The following is a 15,209-nucleotide window of genomic DNA, read 5'->3' on the forward strand; positions in this document are numbered from 1 at the left end:
GGCTAATAACGCGCGCATTATGTGAGTGTTCACGGTTTCACTCAAACCAGATTAGCGATAAGCTCATGTTTTTTCTATCTCTTTGGAGTTAGTGTGAAACGCCTGTTATCGACCTTGCTTCTGGCAACGCTCACCGCTTATCTACCCGCAGCGCCCGCTGCCACAGATATCACCATGACAACGCAATCCCAGCAAGATACGGATGCCGGGTTGGCAAAAAAACATCCCAGCGAACTCTATCTGCACGCCAAGCAGTTGTTTGAAACCGGCCATAAAGATGACGCTGTGGCTTGGTTTTATATCGGCCAATTGCGCTGGCGCTACCATTTACTGGTGCACCCCGAACTGCCGCCCGATGGTGAACCGGCGGCCATGGATGCCCTTAATGCCACGTTGGGGCAAGCGATCAACGAATGGGCGGGCGGTTCTCCCAAGGCCTGGCGCGCAGCGATTGGCAAAGCGCTGGCATGGGATGCATCACACCCTAACCCTACCACACCCAAAGAGCAGTATGGCGCGCAATGGCAACAGGTGCGTGCCGGGCTGATGCAGCTCGACGGTTATATCCGTGATAACGAAAGCCAGATTCGCGCTGAACGTCAGGCACGCGGTTTAGAAAACCGCTAAACAGATCTCTTCTGGCACGACGCACAGAAAACCGCATTAAACGCACTCAGGCTGCCCTTTTCAAACAGAAAGGCGGCCTTTTTCTCCTGCGACATCTCGGTATTGTTCACTATGACATCAATCGCTTACCAACGCCGTGATGGTTGCTCAGCCAGCGCTACCACAGGGCACAGCGCTAAATCACTACTGTGCAGTTGCGCAATAAAAAGAAAGAAAATGAGGGAAAATGACAAAATCGTTGGTTTTTTTGCGCAAACACAAGAAAACAGGGTATCTTAGCAGCGTAATTATCTTGTTTCCCCACGCGTTATAACTATAATACGAAACGTTGTTTCATTGAATGGTTTCAGCAAATCGACGTGCCGAAAATACTACGATTAGACACTGTTACTGCAAACATAACTGCCCGAGACGCGCTCAGGGTTAAAAGACGCGTTTTACCGGTGGCAAGCAACACGGTTGCAGCGCATTTCCGCTCTCGGCTTACCGCCGGTGGTAACAGGCCACGTCCATCATCTTTCATTCATCGTTACCCGCTACAATTACTATTCGCTCTGGACTCGCAAACACATTCGCTTCGTCGGCCCGGTATCCGGTGCCCGCGAACTCATGATTTTTTTATCCATCACAACTTGTAGAAAACACTCGTATGAAAAAGACTAAAATCGTTTGTACTATCGGTCCGAAAACCGAATCAGAGGAAATGCTGACCAACATGCTGAATGCAGGCATGAATGTGATGCGTCTTAACTTCTCACACGGGGATTATGCTGAGCACGGGCAGCGCATCAAAAACATGCGCGCGGTTATCGAGAAGACCGGTAAACAAGCCGCCATCCTGCTGGATACCAAAGGGCCAGAAATCCGTACCATGAAACTGGAAAACGGCGCGGACGTTAGCCTGGTTGCAGGTCAGACTTTTACCTTTACCACTGACCAAACGGTTATCGGTAACCAAGATCGCGTTGCGGTCACCTACGAAGGTTTCGCCACTGACCTGACCGTCGGCAACACCGTACTGGTGGATGATGGTCTGATTGGTATGGAAGTCACCGCCATCAACAACGGTGAAGTGGTTTGTAAAGTGCTGAACAACGGCGACCTGGGCGAGAAAAAAGGCGTTAACCTGCCGGGCGTGTCCATTCAGTTGCCAGCACTGGCTGAAAAAGACAAGAGCGATCTGGTTTTCGGCTGTGAACAAGGCGTTGACTTCGTGGCGGCCTCTTTCATTCGTAAGCGTTCTGACGTTGAAGAGATCCGCGCGCATCTGAAAGCGCACGGTGGCGAAAATATCCAGATCATCTCCAAAATCGAAAACCAGGAAGGTCTGAACAACTTTGACGACATCCTGGAAGCGTCTGACGGCATCATGGTTGCCCGTGGCGACCTCGGCGTAGAAATTCCGGTTGAAGAGGTTATCTTCGCGCAGAAGATGATGATCGAGAAATGCAATAAAGCACGTAAAGTGGTTATCACTGCCACCCAAATGCTGGATTCCATGATCAAAAACCCGCGCCCAACCCGCGCAGAAGCTGGCGACGTCGCTAACGCCATCATTGATGGTACCGATGCCGTGATGCTGTCTGGCGAAAGTGCCAAAGGGAAATACCCGTTGGAAGCGGTCACCATCATGGCGACTATCTGCCAGCGCACTGACGTGGTAATGAAAGCCCGTCTGGACGCACAGCAAGACTCTGCCAAAATGCGTATCACCGAAGCGGTATGCCGCGGTGCAGTAGAAACCGCAGAAAAACTGGATGCGCCGTTAATCGTGGTAGCCACCAGTGGCGGCAAGTCAGCGAAATCCATTCGCAAATACTTCCCGCACGCGCGCATTCTGGCACTGACCACCAATGCCATCACTGCACGTCAATTGCTGCTGAGCAAAGGCGTTGACACGCTGCTGGTAAGCGAAATCGCCTCTACCGACGACTTCTACCGCATTGGTAAAGAAGCGGCGCTGAAAAGCGGTTTGGCACAGCCGGGCGACATCGTTGTCATGGTATCGGGCGCGCTGGTTTCCAGTGGCACCACCAACACGGCATCCGTTCACCGTCTCTGATCGTTGCCACGGGCTGTCGCCGTTAAAAACACGACAGCCCGTCAATTTGCGATCGTGAGTGAATGACCGATAGTAAAAAAGCGCCGCAAAGGGCGCTTTTTTATATTTTTATGTTATCAATCGACTACACTCAAGAAATAAGACCTATTCCGCTCCACCTATTTCCGCAGAATATATCTCCAATTCGCATCATAAAATACCGCTGTTTTGACTCCTTTTTTAACTACTCTGTAAAACTCGCTGCTTCTTTGAGCGAACGATCAAAATTAAGCATGTTCTCATCAAAAATTTATTCTCATTAGAAAAAGCTTTGTGTAATACTTGTAACGCTACATGGAGATTAACTCAATCTAGAGGGTATTAAGAATGAATCGTACTAAACTGGTACTGGGCGCGGTAATCCTGGGTTCTACTCTGCTGGCAGGCTGCTCCAGCAATGCTAAAATTGACCAACTGTCTTCTGACGTTCAGACTCTGAACGCTAAAGTTGATCAACTGAGCAACGACGTGAACGCAATCCGCGCTGATGTACAGGCTGCTAAAGATGACGCAGCTCGTGCTAACCAGCGTCTGGACAACCAAGTTCGTACTTACAAAAAGTAAGAATTGGTTAAGTAGTGAAAATGGCGCACAGTGTGCGCCATTTTTTTTTGCCCGCCATTTCGCTTATTCAGCCTCTGTCATTACCCTCTGCCGCAACCCGCTGATGCACACCACAAGATTCAGATAATCTGTCATTTAAGAGGATAGGTTCCCGGCTTGAAACGGGGAATGGCATTAATTCGCGCCCAACGGCCGCTGAGCGCGTTTTATCTATGAACTACTGCGAGGCACTCACTGAAGAAATAGGCGCAGCCTGGTGCGTCTCAGGCGCTGTTAGCGCAGGTTCCTGAAAATGTTCGACGCTTTGCCCGGCGCTGACCAGAATCGGCATCCCGGAACGGCGCACAATGGCATCACCAACCATTTGGCTATCGGTTTCCGACGCATGGATAAAGCTCTGAATCTGTTTATTCAGCGGGATTGCCATGGTTTGCGGATCGTCCTTGGACGATTTAGACAGCGGCTGATGCACTTCGATGTAGCGTTTGCCGTCTGGCTCCACCGAGGTTTTCACCGCATCGTTAATGATCTGCACCCGGGTGCCTACCGGTACGTTATTGAACAACCATTCGATGTCATCGGCACGCAGGCGGATACAGCCGGAACTGACACGCATGCCAATACCGAAGTTAGCGTTAGTACCGTGCAGCAAATACACGCCGCCATGGGCCGCCAGACGCAGCGCATACAGCCCCATCGGATTATCCGGTCCCGCCGGGACAACCGCCGGAAGTTTGATGCCCTCTTCTTCCAGATAACGCTTACGGATGTTGGCCGTCGGCGTCCAGGTCGGGTTCGCGCGTTTTTCACTGACCGACGTCACCATCAACGGGGTGTTACGCCCCTGCTGACCGATGCCGATCGGGAAAACCAGGACAGTGCCCTTCCCTTTTGGATAATAGTAAAGGCGCAGTTCAGCCAGATTGACGACAATGCCCTCGCGCGGCGTATCCGGTAGCAGCATCTGCGTCGGGATGGTCAAGGTGGATCCCGGCGTCGGCAAATAAGGATCGGTGCCGGGATTGGCTTCCAGCATATTCAGCAGGCCGATTTTGAAATCGGACGCGATAGCTTCCAGCGGCCGACCATCATGCGGCACCGGATAGGCAATGTTCTCACCGATCAGTCGGCTACCCACAGGGGGCAATGGGTATTCGGTGGCGCTCGCCGCCGAGCTTCCTACCAGGTAGGTCGCCAGTACCATACCCAAAAATGTAAACATACGCTTCATACGAAAATCTCTACAGGTTGACGTTATTATTCGTTTGCCATTGATACCAGCCGGGGCCTGAATGCGACCACTTCCGTCGGATTCTGCAAGTGTAGCATGCCAAAAATATCCACAGGTTTTATTTGCTAATCAATGCGTTAATATGCAGTTCTTGACAAAGCACAACGCCAGAATAAAAGGAGTTGGTGGTAATAACCAGTGGGGTAATCTGAAAAACCGGCGGTTGGCGTACAAACGCCATCGTGGAGTGATCCAGCCCGTAGTATACGGGCTGGCAGGTAATGTCAGGCCAGGGTAGACGCTTTGGCGCGAATGGCACGCAGCATCGCTTCCAGCCCCTGTGAGCGTGATGGCGTCAAATGCTGACTCAGCGCCAGTTCCGCAAAGAAAGGCCGCACATCCAGCGCCAGTGCTTGCTGCGCCGTCAACGCGTGATACAGGCTAAAGACCACGGCAACCAGTCCCTTGACGATAGCGGCATCGCTGTCACCGCTGAAAATCAGGCGGCCCTGCTCATCACGCGTCATCACAATCCACACCTGACTCTGGCACCCGGCAATCAGGTTCTCGGGTTGACGCCATTGGTCAGGCAACGGGTCTAAACGACTGCCCAGCTCAATGATATACAGATACTTCTCTTCCCAATTGTTGCAACGAGAAAAGTTTCGCAACAATTTTTCTGGCTCTGGCAAGCTTGCCATGAATTCCTCCCAACAGGCTGAGCACGCCCACCCCATAGCCACCTGGCGACAGCACCAAAACAAAAACACAAGGGAAAACGCAGGCGCGCATCGAGGCTTATCAGCCTCCCAGCAAACGATGAATACGCTGTAGTCCGGCAACCAGCCGATCTATTTCTTCGCGGGTAGTATAAACCGCTATCGAGGCGCGGCACATACTGGGTACGCCATAATGTGCCATCAATGGCATCGCACAGTGATGGCCGGTACGAATGGCAATCCCGTACTGGTCAAGGAAACTGCCGACGTCATAGGCGTGATGCTTGCCGAGGTTAAAGGCAATCACCCCTTTTCGCTCGGCCGGACCGTAGAGGATGATATCCGGAACCGAACTCAGCGCATCCAGCGCGTAGTGCATCAGCGCCGTTTCGTGATCGTGAATAGCGTCCAGCCCGATTGCAGAGACATAATCCAGCGCCGCGCCCAGCCCCATGATCCCGCCGGTATTGGGCGATCCTGCTTCAAAGCGCCACGGCGCATCGGCATAGCGGGTACCTTGTGTCAGGCTAACGTCACGGATCATCGCCCCGCCCCCTTCCCACGGTGGCATGGCATTGAGCAGCGCATGCTTGGCGTACAGCACGCCAATACCGGAGGGGCCGTAAATTTTATGCCCGGAAAAGGCGTAAAAGTCGCAGTCTAACGCCCGTACGTCCACACGCTGATGCATCACCGCCTGCGCACCGTCCACCAGCACCGCGCTACCGACCGCCCGCGCCCGCGCAATCAAGGTGTCCAGCGGGTTTTCTGTGCCCAGCACGTTAGAGACCTGAGTCACTGCCAGCAAGCGGGTACGCTTATCCAGCAGTGCATCCAGTTGGCTTAAATCCAGCGTACCTTGCGCCGTCAATGGCAGCACGCGCAGCTCAACGCCTTGGCGTTCAGCCAGCATTTGCCACGGCACGATATTGGCATGGTGCTCCATTTCGGTGATCAGAATATTGTCACCGGCTTCAATAAAAGCGCTGCCATAGCTGTTGGCGACCAGATTGATCGCTTCCGTGGTGCCACGCACAAAGACGATCTCTTCCGCCGAGGCCGCGTTGATATAGCGCGCAACCTGCTCACGCACCGCTTCCATCGCGCTGGTGGCCTTGGCGCTTAGCGTATGAATGCCACGGTGCACCGCAGCATATTCATTACTGTAAAACGCCACTTCCCGGTCAATCACCGCCTGCGGTTTCTGCGCGCTGGCCGCGCTGTCCAGGTAGGCCAGAGGCTGCCCGTTGACCTGCTGCGCCAGCACCGGGAAATCGCGGCGAATCCGCTCAATCGGATAATTCATCAGACTACTCCTGCCGCGTTCGGCAGGCGCAACGCAATACGCTGCAACACCGCCTCTTGCAGCGTGTCGTTATCCAACGCTTCCGTCAATTCGGCGGCAAACGCGTAAATGATCATCTGCTGTGCATCCTGCTGTGAAATACCGCGCGAACGCAGGTAGAACAGTTGCTCTTCATCAATGCGCCCCACCGTGGCACCGTGGCTGCACTTCACATCATCGGCATAAATCTCGAGCTGCGGCTTGGTATCCACTTCCGCCAGACGCCCCAGCAGCAGGTTGTTGTTGGTCATCTGTCCGTCGGTCTTCAATGCGCCCGGCGCAACCTTGATCATACCGTTGAACACCGCCCGGGCTTTGTCACTGACAATCGCCTTGTGCAGTTGGCGGCTTTCGCCGTGGCCCTGATTATGTTCAAGGTAGGTGCGGGTATCGCACACTTCGCTGCCAATCGGCAAAATCAGGCTATTGATAGAGAGGTTGACGCCTTCACCGTTGATTTGCGCGCTGGTGTGATGCCGGGTTAATCCGGCACCCAGCAAGAAACTGTGGCTGCGCACGCGCGCATCCCGTTCCAACACCAAATCGTTGTGTGCAAAGTGATAACTGGCGGCAGCCTCAAAGGCCAGCTTGAGGTGTTTTACCTGGCTGTTGGCAGCGGCGTGCACCGTCAGGCGCGTACCGGTGAAGTGCGCCTTGTCATCCAGGCTGACGTAGTGCTCGATAATCGCTGCGCTGGCCCCCGCCCCGACATACAGATGGTGGCGTTGGTGTGCCATATTCAGGCTGGCAGACTGCCCGCTGCTGATATGCAGAATATACAGCGGTTTCTCCGCCTGGCATCCCGTCGGTAAACGGATGGCGGTGTGCTGCGCCGCCAGACTTTCCGTCAGGTGCAAAAACAGTTCCGGCTGAACGGCCGCCAGATCGGTGGGTGCCGCATGGGGCGCATTCACCGCAATCTGGTAGGGGCCCCACTGCGCATCGCTCAACGCCGCGTTGAATACGCCATCGACAAACACCAGACGCCAACTCTCCAGCGCCAGTGCGTGTGCGGCCAACGTCTCTTCATCAACGGACACGGCATCCGGCGCGCTGAACGTCTGCGCCAGCAACCCATCCAACAGCGTATATTTCCAATGTTCGTGCTTGCGCCCCGGCAAGCCGAGCCGCATCACTTCCTGCCAGTGATGCTGAGCACTGGGTGCATCCGCCGCGCGTGACGCGTTAAACAACGCCTGCCACTGCTGGAGCGTTTTGGCCTGTTTTTCAGCCAGCGTGTTACTGTTGGTCGGTAAGCCAGCCATAGCCTTGCTCCTCCAACTGTTTCACCAGCGAAAAATCACCGGATTTAACGATACGACCTTGATAAAGCACGTGCACATAATCGGGTTGGATATAATCCAGAATACGCTGGTAGTGGGTCACGATAATAAACGCACGTTGCTGGTTACGCAGCGCGTTAACGCCGTTGGCAACAATCTTCAGCGCATCGATATCCAGTCCGGAGTCCGTCTCATCCAGAATACACAGCTCCGGCTCCAGCGCCGCCATTTGCAGAATGTCATTACGTTTTTTCTCGCCGCCGGAAAAACCCACGTTAACCGAACGGGTCAACAAATCTGCCGGCATTTTTAGCAGTTTGATTTTATCTTCAATAAAATCGGCGAAATCGAAGCGGTCCAGCGGCTCTTGCTCGCGGTATTTGCGCACGGCGTTTACGGCGGTTTGCAAAAAGAACTGGTTACTGACGCCGGGGATCTCAACCGGGTATTGGAAGGCCATAAAGATGCCCTCACCGGCGCGATCTTCCGGATCTAACTCCAGCAAGTCTTTGCCTTTGAACGCCACCGTGCCGTCGTTCACTTCATAATCTTCACGGCCCGCAAGCGTGGCGGAAAGCGTACTTTTACCAGAACCGTTGGGTCCCATGATGGCGTGAACTTCACCGGGTTTTACCTCGAGGTTCAGTCCGTTCAGGATCGCCTTACCTTCAACGCTTACGTGTAAATTCTTAATGCTTAACATAGTTTATCCTTGCGGCGTCGTGCCGAGCACGCCTGATAACATCAATTCGCGTGGGGTGCTGTCAGATTGACATTCGGCACCCCGCTGCATTTTTAGTCTGCGACGCACTTAGCCGACGCTGTGTTCCAGACTGATCGCCAGAAGCTTCTGCGCTTCGACGGCAAATTCCAGCGGCAGCTCCGAGAACACATCCTTACAGAATCCGTTCACGATCATCGAAATAGCATCGTCTTCACTAATGCCGCGTTGCAGGCAATAGAACAGTTGGTCTTCGCCAATGCGTGAGGTTGTCGCCTCGTGCTCCAGCTGCGCGCTGTTGTTACGCACTTCCACATAAGGGAAAGTGTGCGCGCCGCAGTCGCTGCCAATCAGCATCGAGTCGCACTGGGTGAAGTTGCGCGCATTGGTGGCGCTCGGCATGATTTTCACCAGACCGCGGTAGGTGTTCTCACTGTGTCCGGCAGAGATCCCTTTGGAGATAATCGTGGAACGGGTGTTCTTGCCGATGTGGATCATCTTGGTCCCGGTATCCGCCTGCTGATGCCCGCTGGTCAGCGCAACAGAGAAGAATTCACCCACCGAGTTATCTCCGCGCAAAATCACACTCGGGTATTTCCAGGTGATGGCGGAGCCCGTTTCAGACTGGGTCCAGGACATCTTGGCATACTCGCCGGCACAGAGCGCGCGCTTGGTAACAAAGTTAAGGATACCGCCCTTGGCATCCTGACCGGAGAACCAGTTCTGCACCGTGGAGTATTTGACCTCAGCGTTTTTGTTGACGATCACTTCCACCACGGCGGCATGCAGTTGGTAGCTGTCGCGCACTGGCGCTGAGCATCCTTCGATATAGCTGACATAGCTGTCGTCATCGGCAATCAGGATGGTGCGTTCAAACTGCCCGGTTTTCGCCGCATTGATGCGGAAATAGGTGGAGAGCTCCATCGGACAACGCACGCCTTTGGGTATATAGACAAAGGTGCCGTCAGAGGCTACCGCGGCATTGAGCGCGGCAAAAAAGTTATCGTTGGCAGGCACTACCGTGCCGAGGTATTGGCGCACCAGATCGGGATGTTCCTGAATCGCCTCGCTGAACGAGCAGAAAATAATCCCCTGCTGCGCCAGCTCTTCACGGTAGGTGGTCGCCACCGATACCGAGTCAAAAATCGCATCCACCGCCACGGCTTGCCCTTCGCGCACTGGCACGCCGAGCTGATTGAAGGCATTTTCAACTTCAGCAGTCAGGTAGCTGTTCACCTCGGCAATGCTGGACTGCTGCTTGGCGCCGGGTTCAGAGCCGCAGGTGTCATCACAGTGGCCGCAAGAGGGTGCTGAATAATAGCTGTATTCCTGATAGTCCAGCTTGTCATAGTGCGCTTTTAGCCAGTGCGGCTCCTCCATCTCCAGCCAGGCGCGATAGGCATTGAGACGGAACTCCAGCATCCACTCAGGTTCGTTGCGTTTGGCGGAGATCGCTCGCACCACCTCTTCATTGACGCCACGCCCCAGTTGGTCTGTGGCCAGTTCGGTGAAAAAGCCCTCTTTGTAGCGGCCATCCCCCATCCAGATTTGCACATCGTCGGGTACATCTACATTGCTACGCGCCATATCAGTCATCACTCAACGCCAAAGCTTTCGCCACACCCGCAGGCATGCTGCGCTTTGGGATTATTAAATTTGAAAATCTGGTTCAAGCCTTCACGCACATAATCCAGTTCGGTACCATCGATAAAGGGCATCGCCTTTAGGGGTACGTACAAATGTGCGCCCTCGCGCTCGAACACCAGGTCGCCGGCATCCGGTGCGTTGACCAGATCCAGCACATAACCAAACCCTGCACATCCTGATTGCTTGACGCTCAAACGTAACCCTTTCACCGTGTCATCAGACTGGACCAGGCGCAGGATCTGTTGAGCGGCGCTGGCCGTCAGCGTCAGCCCTTTCCAGGTGTTTTCATCCAGTGAAAATGTTTCTACGTTTCCCGTTTGCATCCGCCATACCTCGTTTCAGAAAAGCTCTGTCTGAGCCTAATGTTAGTGATAATGATTATTGCTTCAACCTCTTGTTTCGAAGGGGTATTTGTAACATTTCACCGCAACCTGAAAAAAAACGATTTTTTTTTGCCTGTCAGCACGTTCATAAGCTGACAATAAAAAAATAACCTGTTGATATAAAATAACTAATTTACCACCACGTGACAGACAGATGAATTAGTATAAACATATTGTTATCATAATTATAACATTCATAGACGATACCTATTTTTAAAACAGGAAAAATCGTGACCGTTTTTATCGTTTGATTGCGCATTTATTGACCATAAAAAGACTTATCGGGCCGTACACTTTTTTTTTCGCAGGCACCGGGTGATAGGTTGATCCCGATGAACATTAGAAATATGATAATGATTATCATTAATATCCATGGTAATCCCTATGCAATCCGTGAACGCCTGGCTACAGCATCAGATTGACGAGTACAAGTTCTTGATCCGGGATGTCACCGTGGATTTCTATATGGCCGAAGCGCGGTTGAATCGGCACGAAAGCCATATCGACCACTTGCGCCGCTACCACAATGCCTGCATGGAGATGATCGATCTGTGCCGGAAGAACGGCGACGATGAGAGCTATTTGCACGCCCTGGTCAAATTGCATAACCGCTTGATTAAAGAAATCAACAATGAAGGGCGTTGCCACCTTTTTCGCGTGCAGAGTTACTACTTTGCACGCAACACGCTAAAGCTGATTTGCCACCAGCTCAGCCTTGAAGGCTGTTGGGATAAGGCCACCGCGTTTCAGACCGATTTTGTGCGGCGCGTCCCCTTTTTGCCTTGACGAGCGCAAGAATGAAAATGCGCGCCGATTGGCGCGCATTTTACCGTTACGGCGAGATCAAGGCGTCACCACTGCCGTGGTGAGACGAGAAGTGCAACACAGACGGTTACTCTCGTCGTAGATGTCAATTTGCCACACCTGATTGCGACGCCCCACGTGCAGTGCGCGACACACGCCACGCACGTGTCCTGAAGTCACTGCGCGCAGATGGTTGGCATTAATCTCCATCCCCACCACGCGCTGTTCTCCTTCGGTACACAGGTAGCCTGCAACCGAGCCGAGCGACTCCGCCAGCACCACCGATGCTCCGCCGTGCAGCAGGCCGAAGGATTGGCGCGTGCGCGCATCCACCGGCATTGTGCCTTCCAGGGTATCTTCTGCAATATGGGTAAAACGGATCCCCAGATGCTCCATCATACAGCCCAGGCTGTGCTGGTTAATCAGCTCCAGCGTAGCCGCTCTTTTCCACAACATAACGCTCTCCTGTCAGACGAGATCCAGTAATGCCTGCAACGGATGACGCAATCCTTGGCCTTCCATACGCTTCACCTGACTGCGGCATGAATAGCCGGTTGTCAGACAACGCGTGGAGGGTAATTTTTGCAACGCCTGCTGCCAGGACAAGGCATAGATCCCCTTGGAGTCAGCCAGGTTCTTGCTTTCATGACCATAGGTGCCAGCCATACCACAGCAACCGACGTTGACGTTTTCCAGTCGGACACCGAAACGGGCAAAGATATCGGCCCACTGTTTGCTGCTGGTCGGCAGCGAAGTTGATTCGGTACAGTGACCAAACAGATACCAGGCATCATCGCGCGGTGCGGCCGTCGGTGTTCTCGCCGACAGCAGCGGCAGCAGCCACTCATGCACCAGTTGCACCTGAAAATCGCCGCGTTTGTCACCCAGAATTTCGCGGTATTCATCGCGATAACAGAGCACCAGCGCCGGATCGACGCCAATCATCGGCATACCCAGCCTGGCGACCCGGTTCAGGAAATCCGAGGTTTTCGCCGCCGTTTTAGCAAAACGCGTTAAAAAGCCTTTGATATGCTGCGGCTTACCGTTGGGTGAAAAGGGCAGCAGTACCGGCTTGAGATCCAGTTTTTCCACCAGATGCACCAAATCGGCTACCACTTGCGCGTCGTAATAGCTGGTAAACGGGTCCTGCACGATCAGCACGTAGCGATCGCGTGACGCTGCGGCGACGCTTTCCAACTGCTCAAGCGTAGTCGTCATTGCCGGGTGTCCGGCAAATTGCTGACGTAGCGAAGGAGAAGAGAGTAACGGCAGATCGGTCATACCGATCGTCCGGCGGCTCAAGGCGTCAACCAGTGGCATTTTCAGGAAGAAGTTGAAGGTCTTGGGACTCAGCGCCATCAACGGCGCGTAACTTTCCACACTGGCCACCAGATAATCACGCGCGGGACGTAAATAACGCGTGTGATAAAGCTGGAGAAAACGCGCGCGGAATCCCGGCACATCTATCTTGATCGGGCATTGGGTTGAACAGGCTTTACAGGCCAGACACCCGGACATGGACGCTTTCACTTCGTGAGAGAAGTCATACTCGCCCTGGTGCGCGCGCCAGCTGTTACGCGTCTTTTCAATCAAGCCACGCAGGCTTGGTCCCCGCTCGGCCAACGACTGCTCCAGCGTCACCGGATCGACGCCCTGTTCGGCAAGCAAGCGCAGCCATTCGCGCACCAGCGTCGCTCGCCCTTTCGGCGAATGAATACGGTTGCCGGTGATCTTCATGGAAGGACACATCGGGCTGTTCACGTCAAAGTTGAAGCACAGACCGTTGCCGTTGCACTCCATCGCACCACGGAACGACGTACGTACCGCCAGCGGAATGCGGCGATCGAAGGTGCCACGCTTCTCGGCATCAATACGCATCATCGGCGCATCGACGGCCAACGGCGCGCAAATCTTGCCGGGATTGAGGCGGTTATGCGGATCGAAGGCGGCTTTGATGCGCCGCAGTTCGTTATACAGTGCTTCGCCAAAAAATGCCGGGCTGTATTCGGCGCGGAACCCCTTACCGTGTTCCCCCCATAGCAGGCCGCCATATTTGGCCGTCAGCGCAACAATCTGATCGGAAAGGTGTTTCATCAACACTTCCTGTTGCGGATCGCACATATCGAGCGCCGGGCGCACGTGCAGCACGCCCGCATCCACGTGACCAAACATGCCGTAGGTCAGGTTGTGGCTATCGAGCAGCGCACGGAACTCAACGATGTAATCCGCCAGATGCTGCGGCGGCACACAGGTATCTTCCGCAAACGGGATCGGCTTGGCCTGCCCTTTACTGTTACCCAGCAGCCCCACCGCTTTTTTACGCATGGCGTAAATGCGCTCAATGCCAGCGAGGTCATGGCAAATCTGATAGCCGATCACCCCGGCCTCACGGGCCGAGAGCAGGCCCTCAATGCGCTCGCATAGCGCGCTGACTTGCCCATCGATCAGCGCTTCATCATCCCCGGCAAATTCAACGATGTTCAGGCCCAGCATCTCTTGACCAGGCACATCCTGGATCAGTTCGCTGACCGAGTGCCAAACGATATCCTCTCGCGCCAGATTCAACACGCGGGAATCAACGGTTTCGACTGAAAGCGCCTTGGCTTCCACCATAAAAGGCGCGCTGCGCAGCGCTGAATCGAAGGAGTCAAACTTGACGTTGACCAGACGTCTGACCTTTGGCAAGCGCGTAATATCCAGCTTGGCTTCTGTGATAAAGGCCAGCGTACCCTCTGCGCCCGTCAGGATGCGCGTCAGGTCAAACGTTTGCATATCATCGCTGAACACGTGACGCAGATCGTATCCGGTCAGGAATCGGTTCAGTTTGGGGAATTTATCGAGGATCAGCGCTCGCTGGTCGCGGCAACGTTCAAAAACGGTGCGATATACGCGCCCTATCGGTGAAGATTCTTGCGCCAACTGCTGCGCCAGCGCCACGGGCATTGCCTGCGTATCCAGCATGTCACCGCCCAACAGCACGGCGCGAACCCCCAGGACATGATCCGAGGTTTTGCCGTACACCAGAGAGCCTTGCCCTGACGCATCGGTGTTAATCATGCCGCCCAGGGTGGCGCGGTTGCTGGTGGAGAGTTCCGGCGCAAAGAAATAGCCGTAAGGCTTGAGGTACTGATTGAGCTGATCCTTGATAACCCCAGCTTCAACGCGAACCCAGCCCTCTTCGGGATTGATTTCCAAAATCCGGTTCATGTAGCGGGACATATCCACCACAATGCCCTGGTTTAGCGCCTGCCCATTGGTGCCGGTACCGCCGCCGCGCGGGGTAAACGTCAGCTCACGGTAAGGCTCTTGTACTGACAACTGGGCCAGCAGTGCCACATCTGCCGTCGAGCGGGGAAACACTACCGCATCGGGTAACAGCTGATAAATGCTGTTGTCGGTCGACATGGTTAAACGATCGGCATAACTGGTGGCGGTATCGCCGGTAAAACCACGTTGCTTCAAAGCATCCAAAAAATTTAGCACCGGCTGAGCCAGCCCAGGTGCATGAGAGATCTGTGGGATCATTATGTGTTGACCCTGTCTGTCGACTAAAAAATTATTAGCGTGTTGTGAGTGTGTTTGTTGTAAAAATCATTGTGCGAAATCGCGGTTTTACGTTTTATCACATTTCCGCGCTATGCGCCGCCATCCCAGGAAAAACTTTTTGTCTGGCGGCACAGCATGATTTTTGGAGCCCTGTCCGTGAATGCGTTAACAAAATAACTCACTCGCTGTCAAAAACGCGAGAAATACCCCATGATAAGTTATCCCCGCCGGATGACCC

13 protein-coding genes are annotated in these 15,209 nt (G+C 54.0%); 4 read left to right on the forward strand and 9 right to left on the reverse strand.

What is annotated here, in order from left to right:
* Window positions 1-93: 93 nt before the first annotated feature.
* The 3 genes from J5069_RS06240 to J5069_RS06250 all read left to right on the forward strand — a co-directional run bounded on the left by J5069_RS06240 (window position 94) and on the right by J5069_RS06250 (window position 3,292).
* Window positions 94-627 (forward strand): hypothetical protein, encoded by a 534-nt coding sequence (locus J5069_RS06240; RefSeq protein WP_264643024.1) that lies wholly within the window; start codon window positions 94-96, stop codon window positions 625-627.
* A 649-nt stretch (window positions 628-1,276) separates the two neighbouring features.
* Window positions 1,277-2,689 carry a pyruvate kinase PykF gene (gene pykF, locus J5069_RS06245; protein ID WP_264643025.1) on the forward strand — a complete coding sequence of 471 codons (1,413 nt, stop codon included), beginning with the start codon at window positions 1,277-1,279 and terminating at the stop codon, window positions 2,687-2,689.
* A 366-nt stretch (window positions 2,690-3,055) separates the two neighbouring features.
* Entirely contained in the window at window positions 3,056-3,292 is a 237-nt protein-coding gene (locus tag J5069_RS06250; RefSeq protein WP_195312335.1) for a major outer membrane lipoprotein, read from the forward strand.
* 217 nt (window positions 3,293-3,509) lie between these two features.
* Here the strand turns inward: J5069_RS06250 and J5069_RS06255 are convergent, their stop codons facing one another.
* From J5069_RS06255 to sufA, 7 genes are all read right to left on the reverse strand, one after another.
* A complete protein-coding gene (locus J5069_RS06255; RefSeq protein ID WP_319801659.1) occupies window positions 3,510-4,523 on the reverse strand; it encodes a L,D-transpeptidase family protein in 1,014 nt (337 codons plus the stop codon).
* Window positions 4,524-4,807: 284 nt separating this feature from the next.
* The gene (gene sufE, locus J5069_RS06260) at window positions 4,808-5,224 is read right to left on the reverse strand and encodes a cysteine desulfuration protein SufE (RefSeq protein ID WP_264643026.1); all 417 of its coding nucleotides are present in this window, start codon (window positions 5,222-5,224) and stop codon (window positions 4,808-4,810) included.
* Window positions 5,225-5,324: 100 nt separating this feature from the next.
* Window positions 5,325-6,548: a cysteine desulfurase SufS gene (gene sufS, locus J5069_RS06265; RefSeq protein WP_264643027.1), complete on the reverse strand. Its 1,224-nt coding sequence runs from the start codon at window positions 6,546-6,548 to the stop codon at window positions 5,325-5,327.
* On the reverse strand, window positions 6,548-7,852 hold the full coding sequence (gene sufD, locus J5069_RS06270) for a Fe-S cluster assembly protein SufD (protein ID WP_264643028.1): 1,305 nt from the start codon (window positions 7,850-7,852) through the stop codon (window positions 6,548-6,550). Before sufD ends, sufS begins: the two co-directional genes overlap by 1 nt.
* Window positions 7,827-8,573 carry a Fe-S cluster assembly ATPase SufC gene (sufC, locus tag J5069_RS06275; protein WP_264643029.1) on the reverse strand — a complete coding sequence of 249 codons (747 nt, stop codon included), beginning with the start codon at window positions 8,571-8,573 and terminating at the stop codon, window positions 7,827-7,829. The genes sufD and sufC overlap by 26 nt, the downstream gene beginning before the upstream one ends.
* Before the next feature lie 108 nt (window positions 8,574-8,681).
* Window positions 8,682-10,178 carry a Fe-S cluster assembly protein SufB gene (gene sufB / locus J5069_RS06280; RefSeq protein WP_264643030.1) on the reverse strand — a complete coding sequence of 499 codons (1,497 nt, stop codon included), beginning with the start codon at window positions 10,176-10,178 and terminating at the stop codon, window positions 8,682-8,684.
* Between the two features lie 8 nt (window positions 10,179-10,186).
* Window positions 10,187-10,561, reverse strand: coding sequence for a Fe-S cluster assembly scaffold SufA (gene sufA, locus J5069_RS06285; RefSeq protein ID WP_264643031.1), 375 nt, complete (start codon window positions 10,559-10,561; stop codon window positions 10,187-10,189).
* A gap of 444 nt (window positions 10,562-11,005) precedes the next feature.
* On the opposite strand from sufA, the gene J5069_RS06290 reads away from it, so the two are divergent.
* Window positions 11,006-11,407 carry a hypothetical protein gene (locus J5069_RS06290; RefSeq protein WP_264643032.1) on the forward strand — a complete coding sequence of 134 codons (402 nt, stop codon included), beginning with the start codon at window positions 11,006-11,008 and terminating at the stop codon, window positions 11,405-11,407.
* A gap of 57 nt (window positions 11,408-11,464) precedes the next feature.
* Here J5069_RS06290 and J5069_RS06295 read toward each other — a convergent pair whose 3' ends face one another.
* Entirely contained in the window at window positions 11,465-11,881 is a 417-nt protein-coding gene (locus J5069_RS06295) for a hotdog fold thioesterase (protein ID WP_264629308.1), read from the reverse strand.
* 12 nt (window positions 11,882-11,893) lie between these two features.
* A complete protein-coding gene (locus J5069_RS06300) occupies window positions 11,894-14,950 on the reverse strand; it encodes an FAD-binding and (Fe-S)-binding domain-containing protein (protein ID WP_264643034.1) in 3,057 nt (1,018 codons plus the stop codon).
* Between the last annotated feature and the right edge of the window lie 259 nt (window positions 14,951-15,209).

It is taken from the genome of Candidatus Symbiopectobacterium sp. NZEC127 (assembly GCF_025962675.1).
GTDB lineage: Bacteria > Pseudomonadota > Gammaproteobacteria > Enterobacterales > Enterobacteriaceae > Symbiopectobacterium.

Bases quoted from the DNA above. Each gene is read 5' to 3' on its own strand.
- sufS (WP_264643027.1), bottom strand. From the start codon at position 6,548: ATGAATTATCCGATTGAGCGGATTCGCCGCGATTTCCCGGTGCTGGCG.
- J5069_RS06250 (WP_195312335.1), top strand. From the start codon at position 3,056: ATGAATCGTACTAAACTGGTACTGGGCGCGGTAATCCTGGGTTCTACT.
- sufB (WP_264643030.1), bottom strand. From the start codon at position 10,178: ATGGCGCGTAGCAATGTAGATGTACCCGACGATGTGCAAATCTGGATG.
- J5069_RS06295 (WP_264629308.1), bottom strand. From the start codon at position 11,881: ATGTTGTGGAAAAGAGCGGCTACGCTGGAGCTGATTAACCAGCACAGC.
- pykF (WP_264643025.1), top strand. From the start codon at position 1,277: ATGAAAAAGACTAAAATCGTTTGTACTATCGGTCCGAAAACCGAATCA.
- sufD (WP_264643028.1), bottom strand. From the start codon at position 7,852: ATGGCTGGCTTACCGACCAACAGTAACACGCTGGCTGAAAAACAGGCC.
- J5069_RS06255 (WP_319801659.1), bottom strand. From the start codon at position 4,523: ATGAAGCGTATGTTTACATTTTTGGGTATGGTACTGGCGACCTACCTG.
- J5069_RS06300 (WP_264643034.1), bottom strand. From the start codon at position 14,950: ATGATCCCACAGATCTCTCATGCACCTGGGCTGGCTCAGCCGGTGCTA.
- sufC (WP_264643029.1), bottom strand. From the start codon at position 8,573: ATGTTAAGCATTAAGAATTTACACGTAAGCGTTGAAGGTAAGGCGATC.
- J5069_RS06290 (WP_264643032.1), top strand. From the start codon at position 11,006: ATGCAATCCGTGAACGCCTGGCTACAGCATCAGATTGACGAGTACAAG.
- sufA (WP_264643031.1), bottom strand. From the start codon at position 10,561: ATGCAAACGGGAAACGTAGAAACATTTTCACTGGATGAAAACACCTGG.
- sufE (WP_264643026.1), bottom strand. From the start codon at position 5,224: ATGGCAAGCTTGCCAGAGCCAGAAAAATTGTTGCGAAACTTTTCTCGT.